We start from the raw sequence: 17,358 nt of genomic DNA on the forward strand, positions 1-17,358 counted from the left end.
AGGGTGGCTCTCCGCTGCCCGCGTCCACGGATGTCGCGCTTGCCTCTGGCAGGCCAGGTCTCGACCGGGCAGGCTGTGGGCTGCTGTCGGACACCGCCCCGCAGGGCGGCGTGACGGGGCAGACGGGCGCGATGTTAGCCACGACGTTAACGGTGCGTGAGAGGACGGGCTGGAACTGACCCGGAATTCACGTACCCTTGGTTCATGATTGCGAAGCGGTTCACTGCCGCTTTGTTATCCCTCGTTCCGGTTTCCCCCTATTGAGCGCTCCATGAAAAAGATGCCTCGCTGGCTTGCCGTGTTTGCGGCCCTGTTGCTGCCCTTTGCTGCCGTCGCGCAGCAGAAGGGGCTGGATATCGACATCATCGGCGGCAATGCTTCCGCGCTGCCGATCACCATCGTGCCGATGCCTTACCAGGGGTCGTCGGCTGCACCGCAGACCGACGTCGCCGGCGTGGTCCGTGCCGACCTGGAGCGCTCGGGCCAGTTCCGTACGCTGCCCGAAGCGCAGATCGTCGAGAAGCCGGTGCGCGGCGGCGACATCCAGTTCGCCACCTGGCGCGCGCTGAAGCAGAACTACATCGTGGTCGGCCGCGTGCTCGACGCCGGTGCCGGCGCCTACCGCGTCGAGTACGAACTGTTCGACGTACCTAAGGGCGAGCGCCTACTGGGCCTGGCGATGACCGCCCGTGGCAACGCCATGCGCGACGTTGCCCACCAGATGGCCGACGCCATTTACGAAAAGATCACCGGTGTGCGCGGCGCCTTCTGGACCCGCATCGCCTACGTGACCGCCAGCGGCAAGGGCGACGCCATGCGCTACGCGCTGATGGTGGCCGACTCCGATGGCTTCAATCCGCAGACCATCGTGCGTTCGGCCGAGCCGCTGCTGTCGCCGTCGTGGAGCCCGGATGGCAGCAAGCTGGCCTACGTCAGCTTCGAGCGTGGCAATTCGGCCATCTACATCCAGAACATCGGTACCGGCGCGCGTGAGCTCGTCACCAGCTTCCGCGGCATCAACAGCGCCCCGGCGTTCTCGCCGGACGGCCGCAAGCTGGCCCTGACCCTGTCGCGTTCGGGCAACCCGGAAATCTACGTGATGGACCTGGGCAGCAAGCAGCTGACCCAGCTGACCAACCACTTCGCCATCGATACCGAGCCGACCTGGGCGCCGGACGGCAGCGCGGTGTACTTCACCTCCGACCGCGGCGGCCGTCCGCAGGTCTACAAGGTCGGCGCGGGCGGCGGCAGCGCCGAGCGCGTGACCTTCCAGGGCAACTACAATGCCAAGCCCTCGGTGTCCTACGATGGCAAGAAGATCGCCGTCGCCCAAGGCTCGGGCAACAGCTACAAGATCGCGGTGATGGACAGCTCGCTGGGTTCGCCGCGCTGGAGCACGCTGTCCCCGGGCTCGCTGGATGAATCGCCGAGCTTTGCGCCCAACGCGAGCATGGTGTTGTACGCCGCCCGCGAAGGTGGCCGTGGTGTGTTGTATGCCGTCTCGGCCGATGCGCGGGTTCGCCAGCGCCTGGTCCTGGCCGATGGTGATGTGCGCGAGCCGGCATGGTCCCCATACCGTACCCAGCGCTAAAAGAGTGTTAATATTTTCGTTGTCTTGAACCCCTCATCGGCCTAGGAGCCACAAAGGTATCGCCATGAACAAGTCCACCCGCGTTCTGCTTGTTTCCCTGCTGTCTGTGGCCGTCCTGGCCGGTTGCTCGAAGAAGGTGAAGGAAGAGCCGGCAGCCCCGGTCGACACCGGCACCTCGACCACCACCCCGACCGGTCCGTCGACCTCGGGCCTGTACGGCCCGGGCGACCTGGATACCGACGCTTGCCTGCGCCAGCGCGTTGTCTACTTCGACCTGGACAAGGAAGACGTGAAGCCGGAATTCCAGGCCATCATGGCGTGCCACGCCAAGTACCTGCGTGACCGTCCGTCCTCGCGCATCACCCTGCAGGGTCACACCGACGAGCGCGGTTCGCGCGCGTACAACCAGGCCCTGGGTGAGCGTCGTGGCAACGGCGTCAACTCGGCCCTGCAGGCCAACGGTGGCTCGGCTTCGCAGCTGACCGTCGTTTCCTACGGTGAAGAGCGTCCGGTCTGCACCGAGTCGAACGAGTCCTGCTGGTCGCAGAACCGTCGCGTCGAAATCGTCTACACCGCGCAGTAATCCATGCGCATTGGCATCAAACTGATGCTGGTCGTTGCGGCAGCCCTCGTGGCTGCCGCACCGGCGCATGCACAGCGACAGAGCCTGGCTGACCGTGTCGGCGCGCTCGAGCAGCAGATGTACAACAACAGTGCCAACCAGGACCTGTTGAACCAGATCAACCAGCTGCGGCAGCAGGTCACCAGCCTGCAGGCCTCGATCGAGCAGTTGCAGCACGACAACGCCCAGCTCAAGCAGTCCTCCCAGGACCAGTACCTGGATCTGGACAGCCGCCTGAACCGGTTGGAAGGGGGCAATGCCGCCCCGGCCCTGCCGCCCGTTCCGGCGAGCGCGCCGAAGGCCGCACCGGCCCCGGCAAAACCCGCAGCGGCGGCCACTTCCGAGCGGCCGCCTTCCGTCCATGGTGATGCCGGCAGCCTTGCCGCCACTGGCGACGAGCGCACCTCCTACAACGTCGCCTTCGATTCGCTGAAGGCCGGCAAGTACGATGATTCGGCGCAGCTTTTCCTGAGCTTCCTGCAGCTGTATCCGAACGGCGTCTACGCGCCGAACGCGCTGTACTGGTTGGGCGAGAGCTACTACGCCACCCGCAATTTCCCGATGGCCGAGACCCAGTTCCGTGAACTGCTCGCGCGCTATCCGACCCACGACAAGGCCGCTGGCGGCCTGCTCAAGGTTGGCCTCTCGCAGTATGGCGAGGGCAAGGTCGACCAGGCCCAGCAGACGCTGGAGAGCGTCGTGGCGCAGTACCCGGGCTCGGACGCCGCGCGCACCGCCCAGGATCGGCTGCAGTCCATCCGCCTCGGCAAGCAGATCCGTTGATCCGCTGACCGGGCGTACAATGCGTACCCTGGCGCCGGGCTGATTTCCGGCAGCCTCCTGTAGAGCCGAGCCCATGCTCGGCTGCTTTCGTTTCCGGCGCCGATAAATCGGTCGCCCGTCCCATGAAGAATTGTTTGCCATGACCGCCGTTACCCCGTCCAACGCCGTCGCCACCCCCAGCGACATCGTGCAGTCGCCGCTGCCGCGCCTGAAGATCACCGAGATCTTCACCTCGCTGCAGGGCGAAGCCGATACCGCCGGCTGGCCGACCGTGTTCGTGCGCCTGACCGGCTGCCCGCTGCGCTGCCAGTACTGCGATACGGCCTATGCCTTCCATGGCGGCACCTGGTGGGACATCGACGACATCGTGGCCGAGGTGCTGGCCCAGGGCGTGCGCCACGTCTGCGTGACCGGCGGCGAGCCGCTGGCGCAGAAACGCTGCCTGGTGCTGCTGCAGAAGCTGTGCGACGCCGGCATGGACGTCTCGCTGGAAACCTCCGGCGCGCTGGACGTCAGCGCGGTGGACCCGCGTGTATCGCGCGTGGTCGACATCAAGACCCCGGGGTCTGCCGAAGTGGCGCGCAACCGCTGGGAAAACCTGTCGCTGCTGACCGCACGCGACCAGATCAAGTTCGTCATCTGCAGCCGCGAGGACTACGACTGGGCCAAGGCCCTGGTCGCCGAGCACGAGCTGGTGAAGCGCTGCACCGTGTTCTTCTCGCCCAGCAAGGGCGAGATCACCGCGCGGCAGCTGGCCGACTGGATCGTCGAAGACCGCCTGCCGGTGCGCTTCCAGATGCAGTTGCATAAAATCCTGTGGAACGACGAGCCGGGCCGATGAGCCCGCGCGGCGTTCCCTGATGTAGCTCCGGCGCGGGACAGCGTGCTGGCTTTCCCCTCCCAACCGGATGTTTTACCCATGAAGAAGGCAGTCGTGCTTCTCTCCGGCGGCATGGATTCAGCCGCCGTCATCGCCATGGCCCAGGAACAGGGCTTTGCCGTGCATGCCCTGAGCGTGCGCTATGGCCAGCGCCATACCTCCGAACTGGATGCCGCCGCCCGCGTGGCCAAGGCCCAGGGCGTGGTCGCGCACAAGACCGTGGACGTGGACCTGCGCAGCATAGGTGGCTCGGCGCTCACCGACGACATCGACGTGCCCGAGGCCGGCGGTGCCGGCATTCCGGTCACCTACGTACCGGCGCGCAACACCATCATGCTGTCGCTGGCCCTCGGCTGGGCCGAAGTGCTCGGTGCCAACGACATCTTCTGCGGCGTCAACGCCGTGGATTATTCCGGCTATCCGGACTGCCGCCCCGAGTTCGTGGCCGCGTTCCAGGCGCTGGCCAACCTGGCCACCAAGTCGGGCGTGGAAGGTGCGGGCATCAAGGTACACGCGCCGCTGCAGTTCCTCAGCAAGGGCCAGATCGTCAGCGAAGGCGTGCGCCTGGGCGTGGACTTCGGCCTGACCGTGTCCTGCTACAACGCCGACGCCAACGGCGCCGCCTGCGGCCACTGTGATGCCTGCCGCCTGCGCGCGCAGGGCTTCGCCGACGCCGGCGTGCCGGACCCGACGCTGTACGCCTGATCGCCCCTGGTAGTGCCGGCCGCTGGCCGGCTTCCCTGATGGGTGTGAATTCCCAGATGGTGGGTGCGAACTGCTCCTCGGTGGGTGCGAACCTTGGTTCGCACTCCCTGACCCGCCGGGCAGGTCTGACTCGGGTGGGTGCGAACCGTTGGATCGCACTCCCTGACCCGCCAGGCATGGCCCGGCGCTACCGCTGCCGCAACCACCCCGACGCTTCAATAAACATCCGCACCGCCCCCGGATCGGCATAATCCAGCTCGATCATCCGCGCGATCCCAGCCTTCTCATCCTTCTGCTGGCGCATGTACTCCTGCGCGATACGGTAGCCGGCGTAGTACCCCACATCACTCACCCCGAACGGATTACCGGCGCTGTTGTACAGCCAATTGTCCAGATCCCCGCCGTCCATTTCAGCGACGAAACGCGCGCGGATTTCCGCTTCGTGCGCGGGCCCGTAGCTGTACAGTGGCAACGCCGGCCGACGCCCGCTCAGCCGTTCGGCCACATACTCCGCCACGCCTTCGCGCACCGCGTACTGCGCCAGGCTGCCGGTAGTTTCGCGCTGCTGGGTATGCACGTACTCGTGCAGGTTGTTCTGCGCGTTGTTCGCCCCCGGACGGCTGTCGTAGGAGATCCGCAGGCGGCTGCGCATCGGCTCCGGCAGCTCGCTCACGTCCACGCGTTCATCGCCCAGCGCCATCTCCGCACCGATCAGTACCTTGTCACCCAGCGTGGTCCCGCCAGTACGCAGCACGCCCACGGCATAGGTGATGGTGGCCGGACGCAGGGCGGGGTAGAGCGTGCGGAAGGCGGCCAGGTCCCGTTCCAGTGTGGCGCTGGCCTGCTGCGCGTTGGCGGTGAGCGGTCGCACCGAAGCCCAGAAGCGCGGCCAGGCCCGCATGGCCTCGGCATATTCGCGGGCGGTGTAGTTGCGCACCTGCATCAGCGCATGCAGGCCGGGGCTGCCTGGATCGATGTAGCGCTCCTGCACCAGTGCGACCTGGCGTTCAACGTCGGGCTCGGCGCGCACAGCGTCATAGGTGGCCCAGAAGCGGCCGATGTCGTCGGTGACGACCTGGGATGGGGGGCCAGTGCCGTACAGGGCAGCAACAGGGCGGCAATGAGGCAGAAGGGCAGGCGCATCCGTGGCTCCGGGCAGGAATCACAGCTGGGATGCGCGTGAGGCCCATAAGGTTTAAGCGGGCTCACCAGATCGGGTAGTGCCGGCCGCTGGCCGGCAACCTCGACGCACCAGGGTTTCACTCGGCCCGGTAAAGTAGGGTAGAATGCCCACCCCGCCGAAAGGCTGGGGCAGTGCAATGGGCCGTTAGCTCAGTCGGTAGAGCAGAAGACTTTTAATCTTTTGGTCGAAGGTTCGAATCCTTCACGGCCCACCATTGCATCCAATGACCCATGTCATTCAGAAAGGCACCGTAATGCGGTGCCTTTTTTGTTGCCCTGGTCCGTGGCGTCTACTTCGCCCGCACTCCCTTGGCTTTTGCGGCCGCCGCGTCCGCAGCTTGCTGTGCGGCCGTCGCTGCCGCATTCGCGGAACGCACGGCTTCAGCTTGAGCCGCGTCAAAGTCAGCCCGGCGCTGCGCGCTGATCCGGCGTTCCAGTTCTGAATATGCGACGTAGCTCTCCGGATACTTCGCGACGCAGGCCTGCTGCAGCAGCGGGATCGCGTGGTCGGACAATCCCGGTTGGAGGTGGGCGAGCAGGCAGTCCGCATACGCTGCGGATGCTGGCGGAGTGCTGCTGGACTGCGGTGAGGCGGCGGCAAGGGTGGTGGCGATCAATACACTCAGCATGGGAACCTCCTTGTGGATATGAGCGTGGCGGCGACCAGTCCTTGAGCCAAGGTGCCCGTTGCATGACCATCACCGGCTCCATGGTGCTCCAGTTCCGGCAGATCGGCAAAGTGCCGCGAACGACAGTGCCTCCGGCGGTCTATGCTCGGCATCTTTCCCAGGATGGGCCGTCCCATGCGTCTGATCGTGCTGTCGCTGTTGTTGTCCGTCGTCTCCGCCGCGCCGCTGATGGCCGCCGAATCCGCGTCGCCCGCCGCCGCCACGCCGCTGGTCATCGGCAAGACCTTCACCATCGAGTCGAAGGCGCTGGGCGAGACCCGTCGTATCAACGTCTACCGCCCGCAGCCGTGGGGGCTGGACCCGAAGGCACCGCTACCGGTGCTCTACATGCCCGACGGCGGCATCGGCGAGGACTTCCTGCATGTGGCCGGGCTGGTGCAGGTGCTCAGCGGCAACGGCAGCATGCGTCCGTTCCTGCTGGTTGGCATCGAGAACACCGAGCGCCGCCGCGACATGACCGGCCCCAGCAAGGACCCGCAGGACCAGAAGATCGCGCCGCGCATCGGCGGCTCGGCGGCCTACCGTACCTTCCTGCGCGATGAACTGATGCCGCAGGTGCGCCAGCGTTACCCGACTACCGACGAGCGCGCGCTGATCGGCGAGTCGCTGGCCGGCCTGTTCGTGGTCGAGACGCTGCTGCAGGAGCCGACGCTGTTCAACAGCTATATCGCGCTGGACCCCAGCCTGTGGTGGAACCGTGGTGCAATGCTGGCCGGGGCGGCCAGACAGCTGCCGGCGGTGACGCGCACACGGCCGCGCGTGTTCCTGGCCAGCAGTGGGCAGCCGCAGCTGGCAGCCTCTGCCGCACAGCTTGCAACGCTGCTGCAGCAGGCGTCGCCATCTCCGCTGGTGAAGTACCTGCCGCTGCCGGAGGAAACCCACGCCACGATCTATCACCCGGCCGCATTGCAGGCGCTGCGCACGCTGTTCCCGGCGCCGCCGCCGGCCTCGCCCTGACCGCACTGGCAGCGGGTTGCGCACCATGCAACGATGCGGCAGCGGCGCCATCGGGTGCGCCGCCCGCAACGGGAGCGTGTGGATGCAGCGTGTGCGTGGATGGAGTGTGGCGGCCTGCCTGGCCGTGAGTGGCTGTGCGATGTCGGTCGCGCCGCCCGCAGTGCAGGGTGAAGCGAAGGACAGTGCGCCGACTGCCACGCCGGGTGTGGTGCTGCCGGACACCGAAGCGCTGCGCGTGCACGACCCGGTCGGCCGCGATTATCCGGTCTGGGTGGCGCTGCCGGCCGACTATGCGGCGCATCCGGAAAAGCACTACCCGGTGCTGTACGTGACCGATGCGCTGTACAGCTTCCCGCTGGTGCGCAGCGTGCGCAACATGGTCGGGCAGAAGGGCGTCAACATCGAGGATTTCATCCTGGTCGGTCTGCCGCCGCAGGAAGGCCTGACCTCCAGGCAGAGCCGCTCGCGCGATTACACGCCCAGCGACCCGGTGCGTACCGATCCGCGTGATTACAGCGAGGACGTCAGCTACGGCGGCGCGGCGCACTACCGCGATTTCCTCGCTGGGCAGGTACTGCCGATGATCGATGCGCGCTACCGCACCGATCCGGCGCGGCGTGCCTATGCGGGTCATTCCTATGGTGGCCTGTTCGGCGCCTATGTGCTGACCACGCGCCCGGACATGTTCCGCACCTACATCCTGTCCAGCCCATCGCTGTGGTTCGACGACCATCGGGTGCCGCGCATGCAGGCCGAAGCCAAGGCGCCGGCGCAGCCGACCACGGTGGTGCTGTCGGTGGGCAGCTTTGAAACGGTCAAGCCCGAACCGCGTTACTTCACCCGCAACGACATGCGGCGCCACAACGCCGAATTCGCCGAGCAGCTGCGCAGCAGCGGGCGATCGTTGAAGGTGGAGAACATGGTGATCGATGAAGAGGATCACTTCACCGTCTACCCGGACATGATCACCCGCGCACTGCTGAAGGTGTTCCCGGGTACCGGACCGTACAGCAGCGGTTGATGATGGGCGCCATCCACGCATGGCGTGGATCTACAGGGCCATTGCAGTAGATCCACGCCATGCGTGGATGAATGCCTCAGGCCGCCTGTGCATCCGGCCCGGTCAATACGCCCACATCGGCGTGCCGGAAGCACAGCCGGATGGCGTCGAGCAGCTCGCTCATGTTGTACGGCTTGGGCAGGAAATGGATGCCGTCGCGCAGCTGCGGCAGCACCTGGTGCTGGTCCATGCCCGACGTCACCAGGATCGGCAGCTGGGGATACAGGCCGCGGACCCGGTTGGCGGCTTCAATGCCGCTGATCGCGCCCAGATTCACGTCGGTGAACAGCAGGTCGAAACGCTCACCGGCGGCCAGCAGGCCCAGCGCCGCTTCGGCAGAGCTCACGCCCACTACGTGGCAGGCCTGGCTTTCCAGCGCCAGCCGGCTCAGTTCGCGGGTTTCCTCGGCGTCCTCGATAAGCAGGACGCGGGGTTCAACGTGGCGCTTGGACAGCAACATGACGCGACAACTCCGGACAGCAACGGTGAAAAGGCGCGCAAGTATGCGCAAGCCGGTAGTGATCCCGACGTGCACGGCAAGCTAAGCGGGCGTTACAGGCCTCTCTGGCGCCGGAGCCGCACGTGCCAGGCCAGCACCGCGACCGCGAGCAGGGCGGTGCCGATGCGCAGGCTGGTGGCCTGCCAGCCCAATGCGAGGGCGTCATCGAGGCTGAACACATTCCAGGCCAGGTTCATCGAAACATGCAGGACCAGGCCGCACCAGAGCGTGTTGCCGTCAAGGTGGTCGAGCCAGGCGAAGATGAAGCCGCCCACGGCGATCACCGCGCCGACGAACAGCGCGATGCCGCCACCGTCGAACCCGCCGAAGCCGAGCCAGTGCACCATGCCGAACAACAGCGCCTGCGGCAGTGCAAGCCATGGCCAGGGGCCGCGCACGATCTTCACCAGCAGCACGAAGCCCAGGCCGCGGAAGAGCACTTCCTCGGCCAGCGGGAACAGCACCGCCAGCATCGTGGCATCCAAGACGGTCAGCGCGGTGTTCGGCGTGCCCAGCAGCGCCAGGCCGAGCCAGCAGGGCAGGCTGGCCAGCAACACCCACATTGGACCGCTCCAGCCGTTTGTGCGCAGCCCGAGGCTGGCCAGCAGGCTCATGCCACGGGGCCGCAGCAGCGCGGCCAGCAGCAGTGCCACCAGTACCGCCAGCGCGTTGTCCAACAGGCTGCCGCCATAGGGGATGGGCAGTGCGGGAATCGGTGTGCCGATGGCCGTGGCGATATCGCGCAGGTTCAGGCCAAGGCCGACACCCAGCAGCACCAGCAACAGGCGTGCGGTGGTGGGCAGGCGGGACAACACGGTCATGTACGCATTCCCTGCGGAACAAGGACGCAGCGTGCCACGCGGTATGCATGTGGACACGCGCCGGAAGTCCCTGTGCCATCGGTCACGCGTTGCCGCACAGTCATCGCGGTGCAGGTACAGTCGAAACCAGACCGACAGGAGCAATGCCGATGCTGTGCCCCGTGTGCAAGACCCAGACGCTGCAGATGGCCGAACGCCATGGCATCGAGATTGATTACTGCCCGAGTTGCCGCGGTGTGTGGCTGGATCGTGGCGAGCTGGACAAGATCATCGAACGTGCGGGCGCCGGTGCTGCAGTACCTCCGCCAGCGCCCGTGCAGGCTCAGCCGGCGTCCGCGCCGCCACCGGTGATGCACCGTGATACCCGCCACCTCGGCCAGCGCTACGAGGACAACCGCGGACACGGCTACAGGAAAAAGAAGAAGGACAGCTTCCTGTCGGAGTTGTTCGATTTCTAACGTGTAGAGTCGAGCCATGCTCGACTTTTGGCGGTGACAGTCGAGCAAGCTTCACTCTACATGGGGCGCGTGATCACGGCCGCCGCAGGATGAGCTCGCGGTCGCGCGTGTCACCGACGATGAAGTCGTACTCGCCAACCTTGCTGCAGCCATAGCGCGCGTAGAAGCGCTGTGCGCCGAAATTCTCTTCCCACACGCCCACCCACAGGGTGCGGCGCTGCGGCTGGTCCAGCCACGCCATGAATGTGTCCATCATGCGTGCACCATGTCCGCCGTTCTGGTGTCCGGCCAGGATGTAGAACCGCTTCAGTTCGATGTCACCCTCGCATGCATCCGTGTGCGGCAAGGTGTTGGCACCGGCGGCCAGGTAGCCGACCACGGCGTCACCGTCCAGCAACAGCCAGATGGCACTGCGTGGGTCGGACAGTTCGATGCGCTGCGGTTCGCTGCTGTAGTGCGCCTGCAGGAAATCGTGCAGCTCCTGCGGCGGATAGGAATCGCCCCAGGTTTCGTTGTACGTGGCGATGGCGATCGCCGACAGCGCGTCGACATCGGCAAGGGTGGCGCGGCGGATCTGCAACGACATGGCGGTGCCTGCATTGGAACGTGGCGCAGTGTAGCCGGCCCCGGCGGCTGCCGGGGCTGGCCATTGCTCACGATCTGCTGCTCAGAACCACATGCGCACGCCGGCCACCCAGCGCGTGTCGCGCGCGTGGTCACCGGCATAGTCGGCGGTGTCGCCAAAACTGCGTTCGTGACTGATGCCGATGTAGGGCGCGAAGCGACGGCTGAACTCGTAGCGCAGGCGCAGGCCGGCCTCTACCTTGTTCAGGCCACGGCCGATGCCGTACTCCTGCTCGTCCTTGGCCGCAACGGTAGCTTCCAGCAGCGGCTGCAGGATCAATCGGTTGGTCAACAGCACGTCGTACTCGACCTCGGCCTTGGCCAGCACTTGGCCGCCGGAGCCCATGTACAGCGTGGCCGAGCTTTCGAACTTGTACGGCGCCAGACCCTGGATGCCGATGGCCGCCCATGTGCGCGAGTCGGACGGGCGGAAGTCCTGGCGCACGCCGACCAGCACGTCCCACCACGGCGACACGCTGCGGCCATACAGTGCTTCCAGTGACGACGATTCGGTGCGGCCGCGGCTGCGTTCGCCATCGGTGCGCAGCCACAGGCGGTTGATGTTGCCGCCGACCCAGCCGGTGGCCTCCCATGCCTGGCCGTTGCTGCTCTTGCCATCCCAATGCTCAAGCCGGTCGATCAGCAGCAGGCTGTTGATCTCCGGCGCGTGTTCCATCGCGCCATGCGCGATCGGCGGGAAGGCGGCGGCGCGGTCGGCATCGGTCGGGACCGGGATCGGTTCGCGCGGTTCGGTGGGAGCAGGCGTGCCGTGGCCCATCGCCCCGTGGTCCATCTGCGAATGGTCCATCGCCGCTGGCTGCATCGCGCCATGGTCCATCTTCGAGTGGTCCATCGTGGAGTGGTCCATGCCGGCCTGATCCGCCGCACCCATGTCCATCTCCGAATGATCCATCTTTGAATGATCGACCGATTCGGCCGGGGTCTTCGCGCTCTTCGCAGGCACGTTCATCGCGCCCATGTCATGGCCGGCGTGCGACTGCGCGGACACCGGCAACGCGGCGGCCAGGCCCAGGGCCAGCAGGCTGGGGGAAAGCAGTGAGCGGCTCATTCTTCGATCCTCACTTCGCGCATCATGCCCGCTTCCATGTGGTACAGCAGATGGCAGTGATAGGCCCAGCGGCCGAGCGCATCGGCGCGCACGCGGTAGCTGCGGCGGGTGCCCGGTGGCATGTCGATGGTGTGCTTGCGCAGCTGGAATTCGCCCTGCGCGTTTTCCAGATCGCTCCACACGCCGTGCAGGTGGATCGGGTGCTGCATCATGGTGTCGTTTACCAGCACGATGCGCATGCGCTCGCCGTAGTTCAGCCGCAGCGGTTCGGCGCTGGCAAACGGGACGCCATCGAACGACCAGGAGAATTTCTCCATGTGGCCGGTCAGGTGCAGCTCGACCTCACGACTGGGCTCGCGGCCATCCGGGTCTTCGAACAGGCTGCGCATCGCGCCGTAGGTCAGCACCTGGCGGCCGTTGTCGCGCAGGCCGATGCCGGGGTCGTCCAGCTTCGGTTCGGAGGCCGAACTCTGCATGTCCACCAGCGGGTTGTTGCGTTCGCTGGCCGGATGCTTCGGTGCCTTGCTGGCGGTATCGCCGCCGTGCGCGCCGTGGCCCATGCTGGCGCCGCAGCTGCCTTCCATGCCCTTCATCGCGGCCATGTCGTGGCCACCGTGGCCACCACTGCCCATGTCGTGCCCCAAGTCGCTCATCGTCAGCAACGGGCGTGGGTCGCGCGCGGGAATCGGTGCCTGCAGGCCATGGCGAACCGCCAGTGTTCCGGCGGCGTAGCCGGTGCGGCCCATGTCCTGGCAGAAGATCGTGAAGGCGTCCTGGCCACTTGGTTCCACCAGCACGTCGTAGGTTTCGGCGGGAGCGATGCGGAATTCGTCGATGCTGACCGGGTGGATGTACTGGCCGTCGGCGGCGACCACGGTCATCTTCAGGCCGGGGATGCGCACGTCGAAATAGGTCATCGACCCACCATTGATGAAGCGCAGCAGCACCTTCTCGCCGCTGCGGAACAGCCCGGTCCAGTTGCCGGCCGGGGCGGTGCCGTTCATCAGGTAGGTGTAGGTGTGCGCGTTGATGTCGGAGATGTCGGTCGGCGTCATCCGCATCCGGCCCCACATGCCACGGTCGGACAGCGCGGCCGACCAGCCGTCGCGCTTCACGTCACGCAGGAAGTCGGGCAGCGTGCGCTTGTAGTAGTTGTCGTGCTCGGCAAGCTTCTTCATGCGCCGGAACAGCGCGCCCGGGTCCATGTCGGTCCAGTCAGACAGCATGATCACGTGCTCGCGGTCGTGGCGGTACGGCGCCGGTTCGGCCGGATCGATGATCAGCGCACCGTACAGGCCGGCCTGCTCCTGGAACATCGAGTGGCTGTGGTACCAGTAGGTGCCGGACTGCTTGAGGTCGAAGTGGTAGTGGTAGGTCTCGCCGGGGCCGATGCCGTTGAAGCTCAGCCCGGGCACGCCGTCCATGTTGGCTGGCAGCAGAATGCCGTGCCAGTGGATCGAGGTCGGATGGCGGTCCAGCGTGTTGCGCACGAACAGATCCACCGTCTGGCCTTCGCGCCAGCGCAGGATCGGGGCCGGCAGCGAGCCGTTGACGGTGATCGCCGGGCGGGTGCGGCCGGTGAAATTGGCCAGCGATTCGCCGATGGCCAATTCGATGCGGGTGTCGCTGAGCACGGCAGGGGCGCCGGCCAGGCGTGGGGCGGCCGTGGCGGCGGCGAGCGCGCGCTGCGGCACGCCGACAGCGGCGATGCCGGCAACCACGCCACCGGCGGCCAGGCCCTGCACGAACAGGCGGCGCGACGGCATGGGCAGGGCGCCCGGGCCGGGGGGAATGCGGGTATTCATGGTGGTGACTCCAGACACGTAAAGACGCCGGCAGGTGGCCGGCTACGGTGCGCAGGGCGCACGGTGCGTGTGGAATCAGCCGATGGGAGGGCGGGAGATCGGCGGCAGCGGCGGCGCCGGCCGGCCAGTGGCCGGCATCGGCTGCGGCGCCAGCGACAGTGCCGGGCCCGCCAGATACGGCAACGGCTGCACCACCAGCAGCGGGTGCTGGGCGCAACTGCGCACGCAGTCCTTGATCTGGCAGTGGGCGTCGTGGGCGGGGGCCTTGGCCTGTGGGGCCTCGTCGGCCTGCATGGCGGCGTGGTGGTGGCAGTCGGCATTGCCGCCTTCAAGGGCGGCTGCCGTGTGGGCCATCCGGCCCATTTCCTCGTGACCGCTGGCCATGGCCGCGTTCAGCCCGTTGAGCAGCAGGCTGAGCATGAGCACGACACGGAGCAGGGTCGAGGCGAGGGACATGGCGCTAATCTAGCCGCAAGCGGCCGTGGATGCACTTCCGGCTGAATGGCCGGTTCAAGGTTGGACCTGCACCAATGTAGAGCCGAACCCGCGCTCGGCTGCTTCTGCGGCCACGGCAGCCGAGCGTGGGCTCGGTGCTACAGGGAGCCCGGCGTCAGCCTTCTTCGCGCACGATCTCGACCAGGCGCGGGCCGTAGCGGCTCAGCTTGGTGCCGCCGATGCCGCCGACCCGGGCCAGTTCATCCAGGCTGGTCGGGCGCTGCTCGGCGATGTTGCGCAGGGTGCTGTCGTGGAAGATCACGAAGGCCGGCACGTTCTGTTCGCGCGCCAGTTCGGCACGCAGGCCGCGCAGGGCGTTGAACAGGGCCAGGTCCTGCGGCAGTACCGACAACCCGGTGCGCTGCGCGCTACGCTCGCGTCCGCTGGTGCTGCTGGCCGGGTCGCGGCGCATGCTGATCTGGCGGCGGCCGGTCAGTACGTCACGGCTGGCATCGGTCAGGCGCAGGCCACCGTGGCCCTCGCTGTCCACTTCCAGCAGGCTGGCGGCGACCAGCTGGCGGAACACGCTGCGCCAAGTGCGCGCATCCAGATCGCGGCCGATGGCGTAGGTGCTGAGCTTGTCGTGGCCCTGCTGCTTCACCTTCTCGTTCTCGCTGCCACGCAGGACGTCGATCAGGTGGCCGACGCCGAAGCGCTGGCCGGTGCGGTAGACACAGCTCAGTGCCTTCTGCGCCGGAATGGTCGCGTCCCACGAGGCCGGCGGCGTCAGGCAGTTGTCGCAGTTGCCGCACGGCTGGGGATAGGTCTCGCCGAAACCGGCCAGCAGCACCTGGCGGCGGCACTGCATGGATTCGCAGTAGCCCAGCAGGTGATCGAGCTTGCCCCGCTCCAGCTGCTTGCGTTCTTCGCCGGCCTCGGATTGTTCGATCATCTGCTTGAGCAGTACCACGTCGCCCAGGCCGTAGCACAGCCAGGCCTCGGCAGCTTCGCCATCACGACCAGCGCGGCCGGTTTCCTGGTAGTAGCCTTCCATCGACTTGGGCAGGTCGGTATGCGCGACAAAGCGCACGTCCGGCTTGTCGATGCCCATGCCGAAGGCGATGGTGGCGCACATGACGATGCCGTCCTCGCGCAGGAAGCGGCGCTGGTTGTTGGCGCGCACGTCCGGCGGCAGGCCGGCGTGGTAGGGCAGGGCGTTGAAGCCCTGGCCGCAGAGGAATTCAGCGGTCTCCTCGACCTTGCGCCGGGACATGCAGTAGACGATGCCGGCCTCGCCACGGTGGCCGCGCAGGAAATCGGTCAGCTGCTTGCGCGCGTTGTCCTTCTGCACCACGGTGTAGCGGATGTTGGGGCGGTCGAAGGAGCTGACGAAGTGGCGTGCTTCCTGCAGGTCGAGGCGCTCGGCGATCTCGCGTTGGGTCGGCGGGTCGGCGGTGGCGGTGAGCGCGATCCGCGGGATCTGCGGCCAGCGCTCGTGCAGTACGGTCAGCTGGCGGTATTCCGGGCGGAAGTCGTGGCCCCACTGCGACACGCAGTGGGCTTCGTCGATGGCGAACAGGGCGATCTGGCTGCGCGACAACAGCGACAGGAAGCGGCCGGTCAGCAGCCGCTCGGGAGCGACATAGAGCATGTCCAGCTCACCCGCGAGCAGTTCGCGCTCGACGCGGCCGGCGGTCTCGGCATCCAGGGTTGAATTCAGGTACTCGGCACGCACGCCGAGCTGGCGCAGGGCTTCGACCTGGTCCTGCATCAGCGCGATCAGCGGCGAGATGACGATGCCACATCCGTCACGCAGCAGGGCCGGGACCTGGTAGCACAGCGACTTGCCACCGCCGGTGGGCATCAGTACCAGGGCATCATGACCGGCAGCCACATGCTCCACGATGTCCTGCTGCGGACCACGGAAATCGTCGTAACCAAAGACGCGTTGGAGCAGGTCGTGCGCGGGACGGGAAGGCATCCGGCTAGTTTACCTCCCGGAGGCGGCGGCAGGGCTGCGCCCTGCACCTGCTACAAGCCAGAGCAACGTCAAAGGCAACAGCCGGCTCTGGGGTGTCTTCTGGCTGGGCGGGGCGGTGTGGGCTTGCAGGACACGCCGTAAACCCCGCTCCGCGGTCCGGCCCAGCCGCTGGCGGCTGTGCGTTCGGGCGCTTGCGAAGCAGTGCTTCGCAAGCAAAGCGCCCTCACCCCTGGGGGCTCGATGGCGCCATCCATGGCGCCAACGGTCCTGCAAGCCCACATCGCCCCACCCCCGACAGTTTCCCGGTGACGGTGGATCCATCCACGCCATGCGTGGATGAAATCTGTCAGATATCGACAAACAAAATGGGGTCGGATCCGTTTTCCGACGGAAAACGGATCCGACCCCAATGGCTTTGCCGGCAGATCGCGAAAATCTGTCGAAGGCGGGGTGGGTCCGGTGGCAGGGGTGTCCGCGGCATGGATGCCGCGGCCAAGCCCCCATGGACGGGTTTACGGCGTCCCCTGCCACCGGATCCACCCCGCCAACCCTCAGGAAACCAGCTTCTGCTCTGGCTCTGGCCTTTGATTCAAGGCCTCTGCGGGTGCAGGGCGCAGCCCTGCCGAACACCCCCAACCCTTACTGGAGCAGGGAACGCAGCATCCAGGCGTACTTCTCGTGTGTCTGCAGGCGCTGGGTCATCAGATCCTCGGTCGGGGCGTCATCCCCCTTGGCCGCCACCTCCAGCACTTCACGTGCCGTACGGCAGACCGCTTCGTTGGCGACCACCAACTGGCGTACCATTTCACGCCAGTCCGCACTGTCGGTCAGGCCCGGTTCCTCGGCGATCGAGGTCAGCGCAGCGAATTCCCGGTAGGAGCCCGGGGCATTGAAGCCCAGCGCGCGGATGCGCTCGGCCACGTCGTCCAGTGCCGCCCACTGCTCGGTGTACTGCGTCTCGAACATGGTGTGCAGCGAGTTGAACATCGACCCGGTCACGTTCCAGTGGAAGTTGTGCGTCTTCAGGTAGAGCGTGAACGCATCGGCCTGGAAGCGCGACAGACCATCGGCGATCTTCTTGCGGTCGCCCTGGGTGATCCCGATATCGATGTTCGGTGCCGACGGTGCCGCCGCAGCAAGCTTCTGCTTGCCGGTCTTGGCCTTGGTCGTGCTCTTGGTCTTCGCCATGGGGTTCCT

Annotated in this window: 17 protein-coding genes, 1 tRNA gene and 1 pseudogene; 9 read left to right on the forward strand and 10 right to left on the reverse strand. The window is 66.6% G+C overall.

From position 1 onward, the window contains the following. The first annotated feature begins 271 nt into the window (after window positions 1-271). From tolB to queC, 5 genes are all read left to right on the forward strand, one after another. A complete protein-coding gene (gene tolB / locus JLDANKMP_RS05335) occupies window positions 272-1,591 on the forward strand; it encodes a Tol-Pal system beta propeller repeat protein TolB (protein ID WP_005410749.1) in 1,320 nt (439 codons plus the stop codon). Between the two features lie 64 nt (window positions 1,592-1,655). Further along, window positions 1,656-2,174, forward strand: coding sequence for a peptidoglycan-associated lipoprotein Pal (pal, locus tag JLDANKMP_RS05340; protein WP_005410748.1), 519 nt, complete (start codon window positions 1,656-1,658; stop codon window positions 2,172-2,174). Window positions 2,175-2,177: 3 nt separating this feature from the next. Continuing rightward, window positions 2,178-2,996: a tol-pal system protein YbgF gene (gene ybgF / locus JLDANKMP_RS05345; protein WP_212560680.1), complete on the forward strand. Its 819-nt coding sequence runs from the start codon at window positions 2,178-2,180 to the stop codon at window positions 2,994-2,996. 139 nt (window positions 2,997-3,135) lie between these two features. After that, window positions 3,136-3,837 carry a 7-carboxy-7-deazaguanine synthase QueE gene (gene queE / locus JLDANKMP_RS05350; RefSeq protein WP_212560681.1) on the forward strand — a complete coding sequence of 234 codons (702 nt, stop codon included), beginning with the start codon at window positions 3,136-3,138 and terminating at the stop codon, window positions 3,835-3,837. 78 nt (window positions 3,838-3,915) lie between these two features. After that, entirely contained in the window at window positions 3,916-4,581 is a 666-nt protein-coding gene (queC, locus tag JLDANKMP_RS05355; protein ID WP_212560682.1) for a 7-cyano-7-deazaguanine synthase QueC, read from the forward strand. A gap of 187 nt (window positions 4,582-4,768) precedes the next feature. Here the strand turns inward: queC and JLDANKMP_RS05360 are convergent. Further along, window positions 4,769-5,724: pseudogene (locus JLDANKMP_RS05360) on the reverse strand (DUF2268 domain-containing putative Zn-dependent protease). A 178-nt stretch (window positions 5,725-5,902) separates the two neighbouring features. Here JLDANKMP_RS05360 and JLDANKMP_RS05365 point away from each other — a divergent pair. Continuing rightward, a tRNA-Lys gene (locus JLDANKMP_RS05365) sits at window positions 5,903-5,978 on the forward strand. A 75-nt stretch (window positions 5,979-6,053) separates the two neighbouring features. On the opposite strand, the gene JLDANKMP_RS05370 is transcribed toward JLDANKMP_RS05365, so the two are convergent. After that, window positions 6,054-6,392, reverse strand: coding sequence for a hypothetical protein (locus tag JLDANKMP_RS05370; protein WP_049432731.1), 339 nt, complete (start codon window positions 6,390-6,392; stop codon window positions 6,054-6,056). 174 nt (window positions 6,393-6,566) lie between these two features. Between JLDANKMP_RS05370 and JLDANKMP_RS05375 the strand changes: the two genes are divergently transcribed. Both JLDANKMP_RS05375 and JLDANKMP_RS05380 read left to right on the forward strand, forming a co-directional pair. After that, window positions 6,567-7,409 (forward strand): alpha/beta hydrolase-fold protein, encoded by an 843-nt coding sequence (locus JLDANKMP_RS05375; protein WP_212560683.1) that lies wholly within the window; start codon window positions 6,567-6,569, stop codon window positions 7,407-7,409. A gap of 82 nt (window positions 7,410-7,491) precedes the next feature. Beyond that, window positions 7,492-8,430 (forward strand): alpha/beta hydrolase-fold protein, encoded by a 939-nt coding sequence (locus JLDANKMP_RS05380; protein ID WP_212560684.1) that lies wholly within the window; start codon window positions 7,492-7,494, stop codon window positions 8,428-8,430. Window positions 8,431-8,506: 76 nt separating this feature from the next. On the opposite strand, the gene JLDANKMP_RS05385 is transcribed toward JLDANKMP_RS05380, so the two are convergent. Further along, entirely contained in the window at window positions 8,507-8,929 is a 423-nt protein-coding gene (locus JLDANKMP_RS05385; protein ID WP_005414268.1) for a response regulator, read from the reverse strand. A 92-nt stretch (window positions 8,930-9,021) separates the two neighbouring features. Continuing rightward, window positions 9,022-9,789 (reverse strand): CPBP family glutamic-type intramembrane protease, encoded by a 768-nt coding sequence (locus JLDANKMP_RS05390; protein WP_212560685.1) that lies wholly within the window; start codon window positions 9,787-9,789, stop codon window positions 9,022-9,024. 149 nt (window positions 9,790-9,938) lie between these two features. On the opposite strand from JLDANKMP_RS05390, the gene JLDANKMP_RS05395 reads away from it, so the two are divergent. Then, on the forward strand, window positions 9,939-10,247 hold the full coding sequence (locus JLDANKMP_RS05395) for a zf-TFIIB domain-containing protein (RefSeq protein WP_049396256.1): 309 nt from the start codon (window positions 9,939-9,941) through the stop codon (window positions 10,245-10,247). 73 nt (window positions 10,248-10,320) lie between these two features. On the opposite strand, the gene JLDANKMP_RS05400 is transcribed toward JLDANKMP_RS05395, so the two are convergent. The 6 genes from JLDANKMP_RS05400 to JLDANKMP_RS05425 all read right to left on the reverse strand — a co-directional run bounded on the left by JLDANKMP_RS05400 (window position 10,321) and on the right by JLDANKMP_RS05425 (window position 17,349). Beyond that, on the reverse strand, window positions 10,321-10,833 hold the full coding sequence (locus JLDANKMP_RS05400) for a GNAT family N-acetyltransferase (protein ID WP_212560686.1): 513 nt from the start codon (window positions 10,831-10,833) through the stop codon (window positions 10,321-10,323). A gap of 81 nt (window positions 10,834-10,914) precedes the next feature. After that, a complete protein-coding gene (locus JLDANKMP_RS05405; protein ID WP_212560687.1) occupies window positions 10,915-11,940 on the reverse strand; it encodes a copper resistance protein B in 1,026 nt (341 codons plus the stop codon). Next, window positions 11,937-13,745, reverse strand: coding sequence for a copper resistance system multicopper oxidase (locus tag JLDANKMP_RS05410; RefSeq protein WP_212560688.1), 1,809 nt, complete (start codon window positions 13,743-13,745; stop codon window positions 11,937-11,939). The genes JLDANKMP_RS05405 and JLDANKMP_RS05410 overlap by 4 nt, the downstream gene beginning before the upstream one ends. 75 nt (window positions 13,746-13,820) lie before the next feature. Beyond that, complete coding sequence (locus JLDANKMP_RS05415) at window positions 13,821-14,201, reverse strand: CopL family metal-binding regulatory protein (protein ID WP_212560689.1); 381 nt, start codon at window positions 14,199-14,201, stop codon at window positions 13,821-13,823. 154 nt (window positions 14,202-14,355) lie between these two features. Then, a complete protein-coding gene (gene recQ, locus JLDANKMP_RS05420; RefSeq protein WP_212560690.1) occupies window positions 14,356-16,161 on the reverse strand; it encodes a DNA helicase RecQ in 1,806 nt (601 codons plus the stop codon). Window positions 16,162-16,800: 639 nt separating this feature from the next. After that, window positions 16,801-17,349, reverse strand: coding sequence for a Dps family protein (locus JLDANKMP_RS05425; RefSeq protein WP_005410730.1), 549 nt, complete (start codon window positions 17,347-17,349; stop codon window positions 16,801-16,803). Between the last annotated feature and the right edge of the window lie 9 nt (window positions 17,350-17,358).

It is taken from the genome of Stenotrophomonas sp. PE591, assembly GCF_018320795.1.
Lineage (GTDB): Bacteria > Pseudomonadota > Gammaproteobacteria > Xanthomonadales > Xanthomonadaceae > Stenotrophomonas > Stenotrophomonas maltophilia.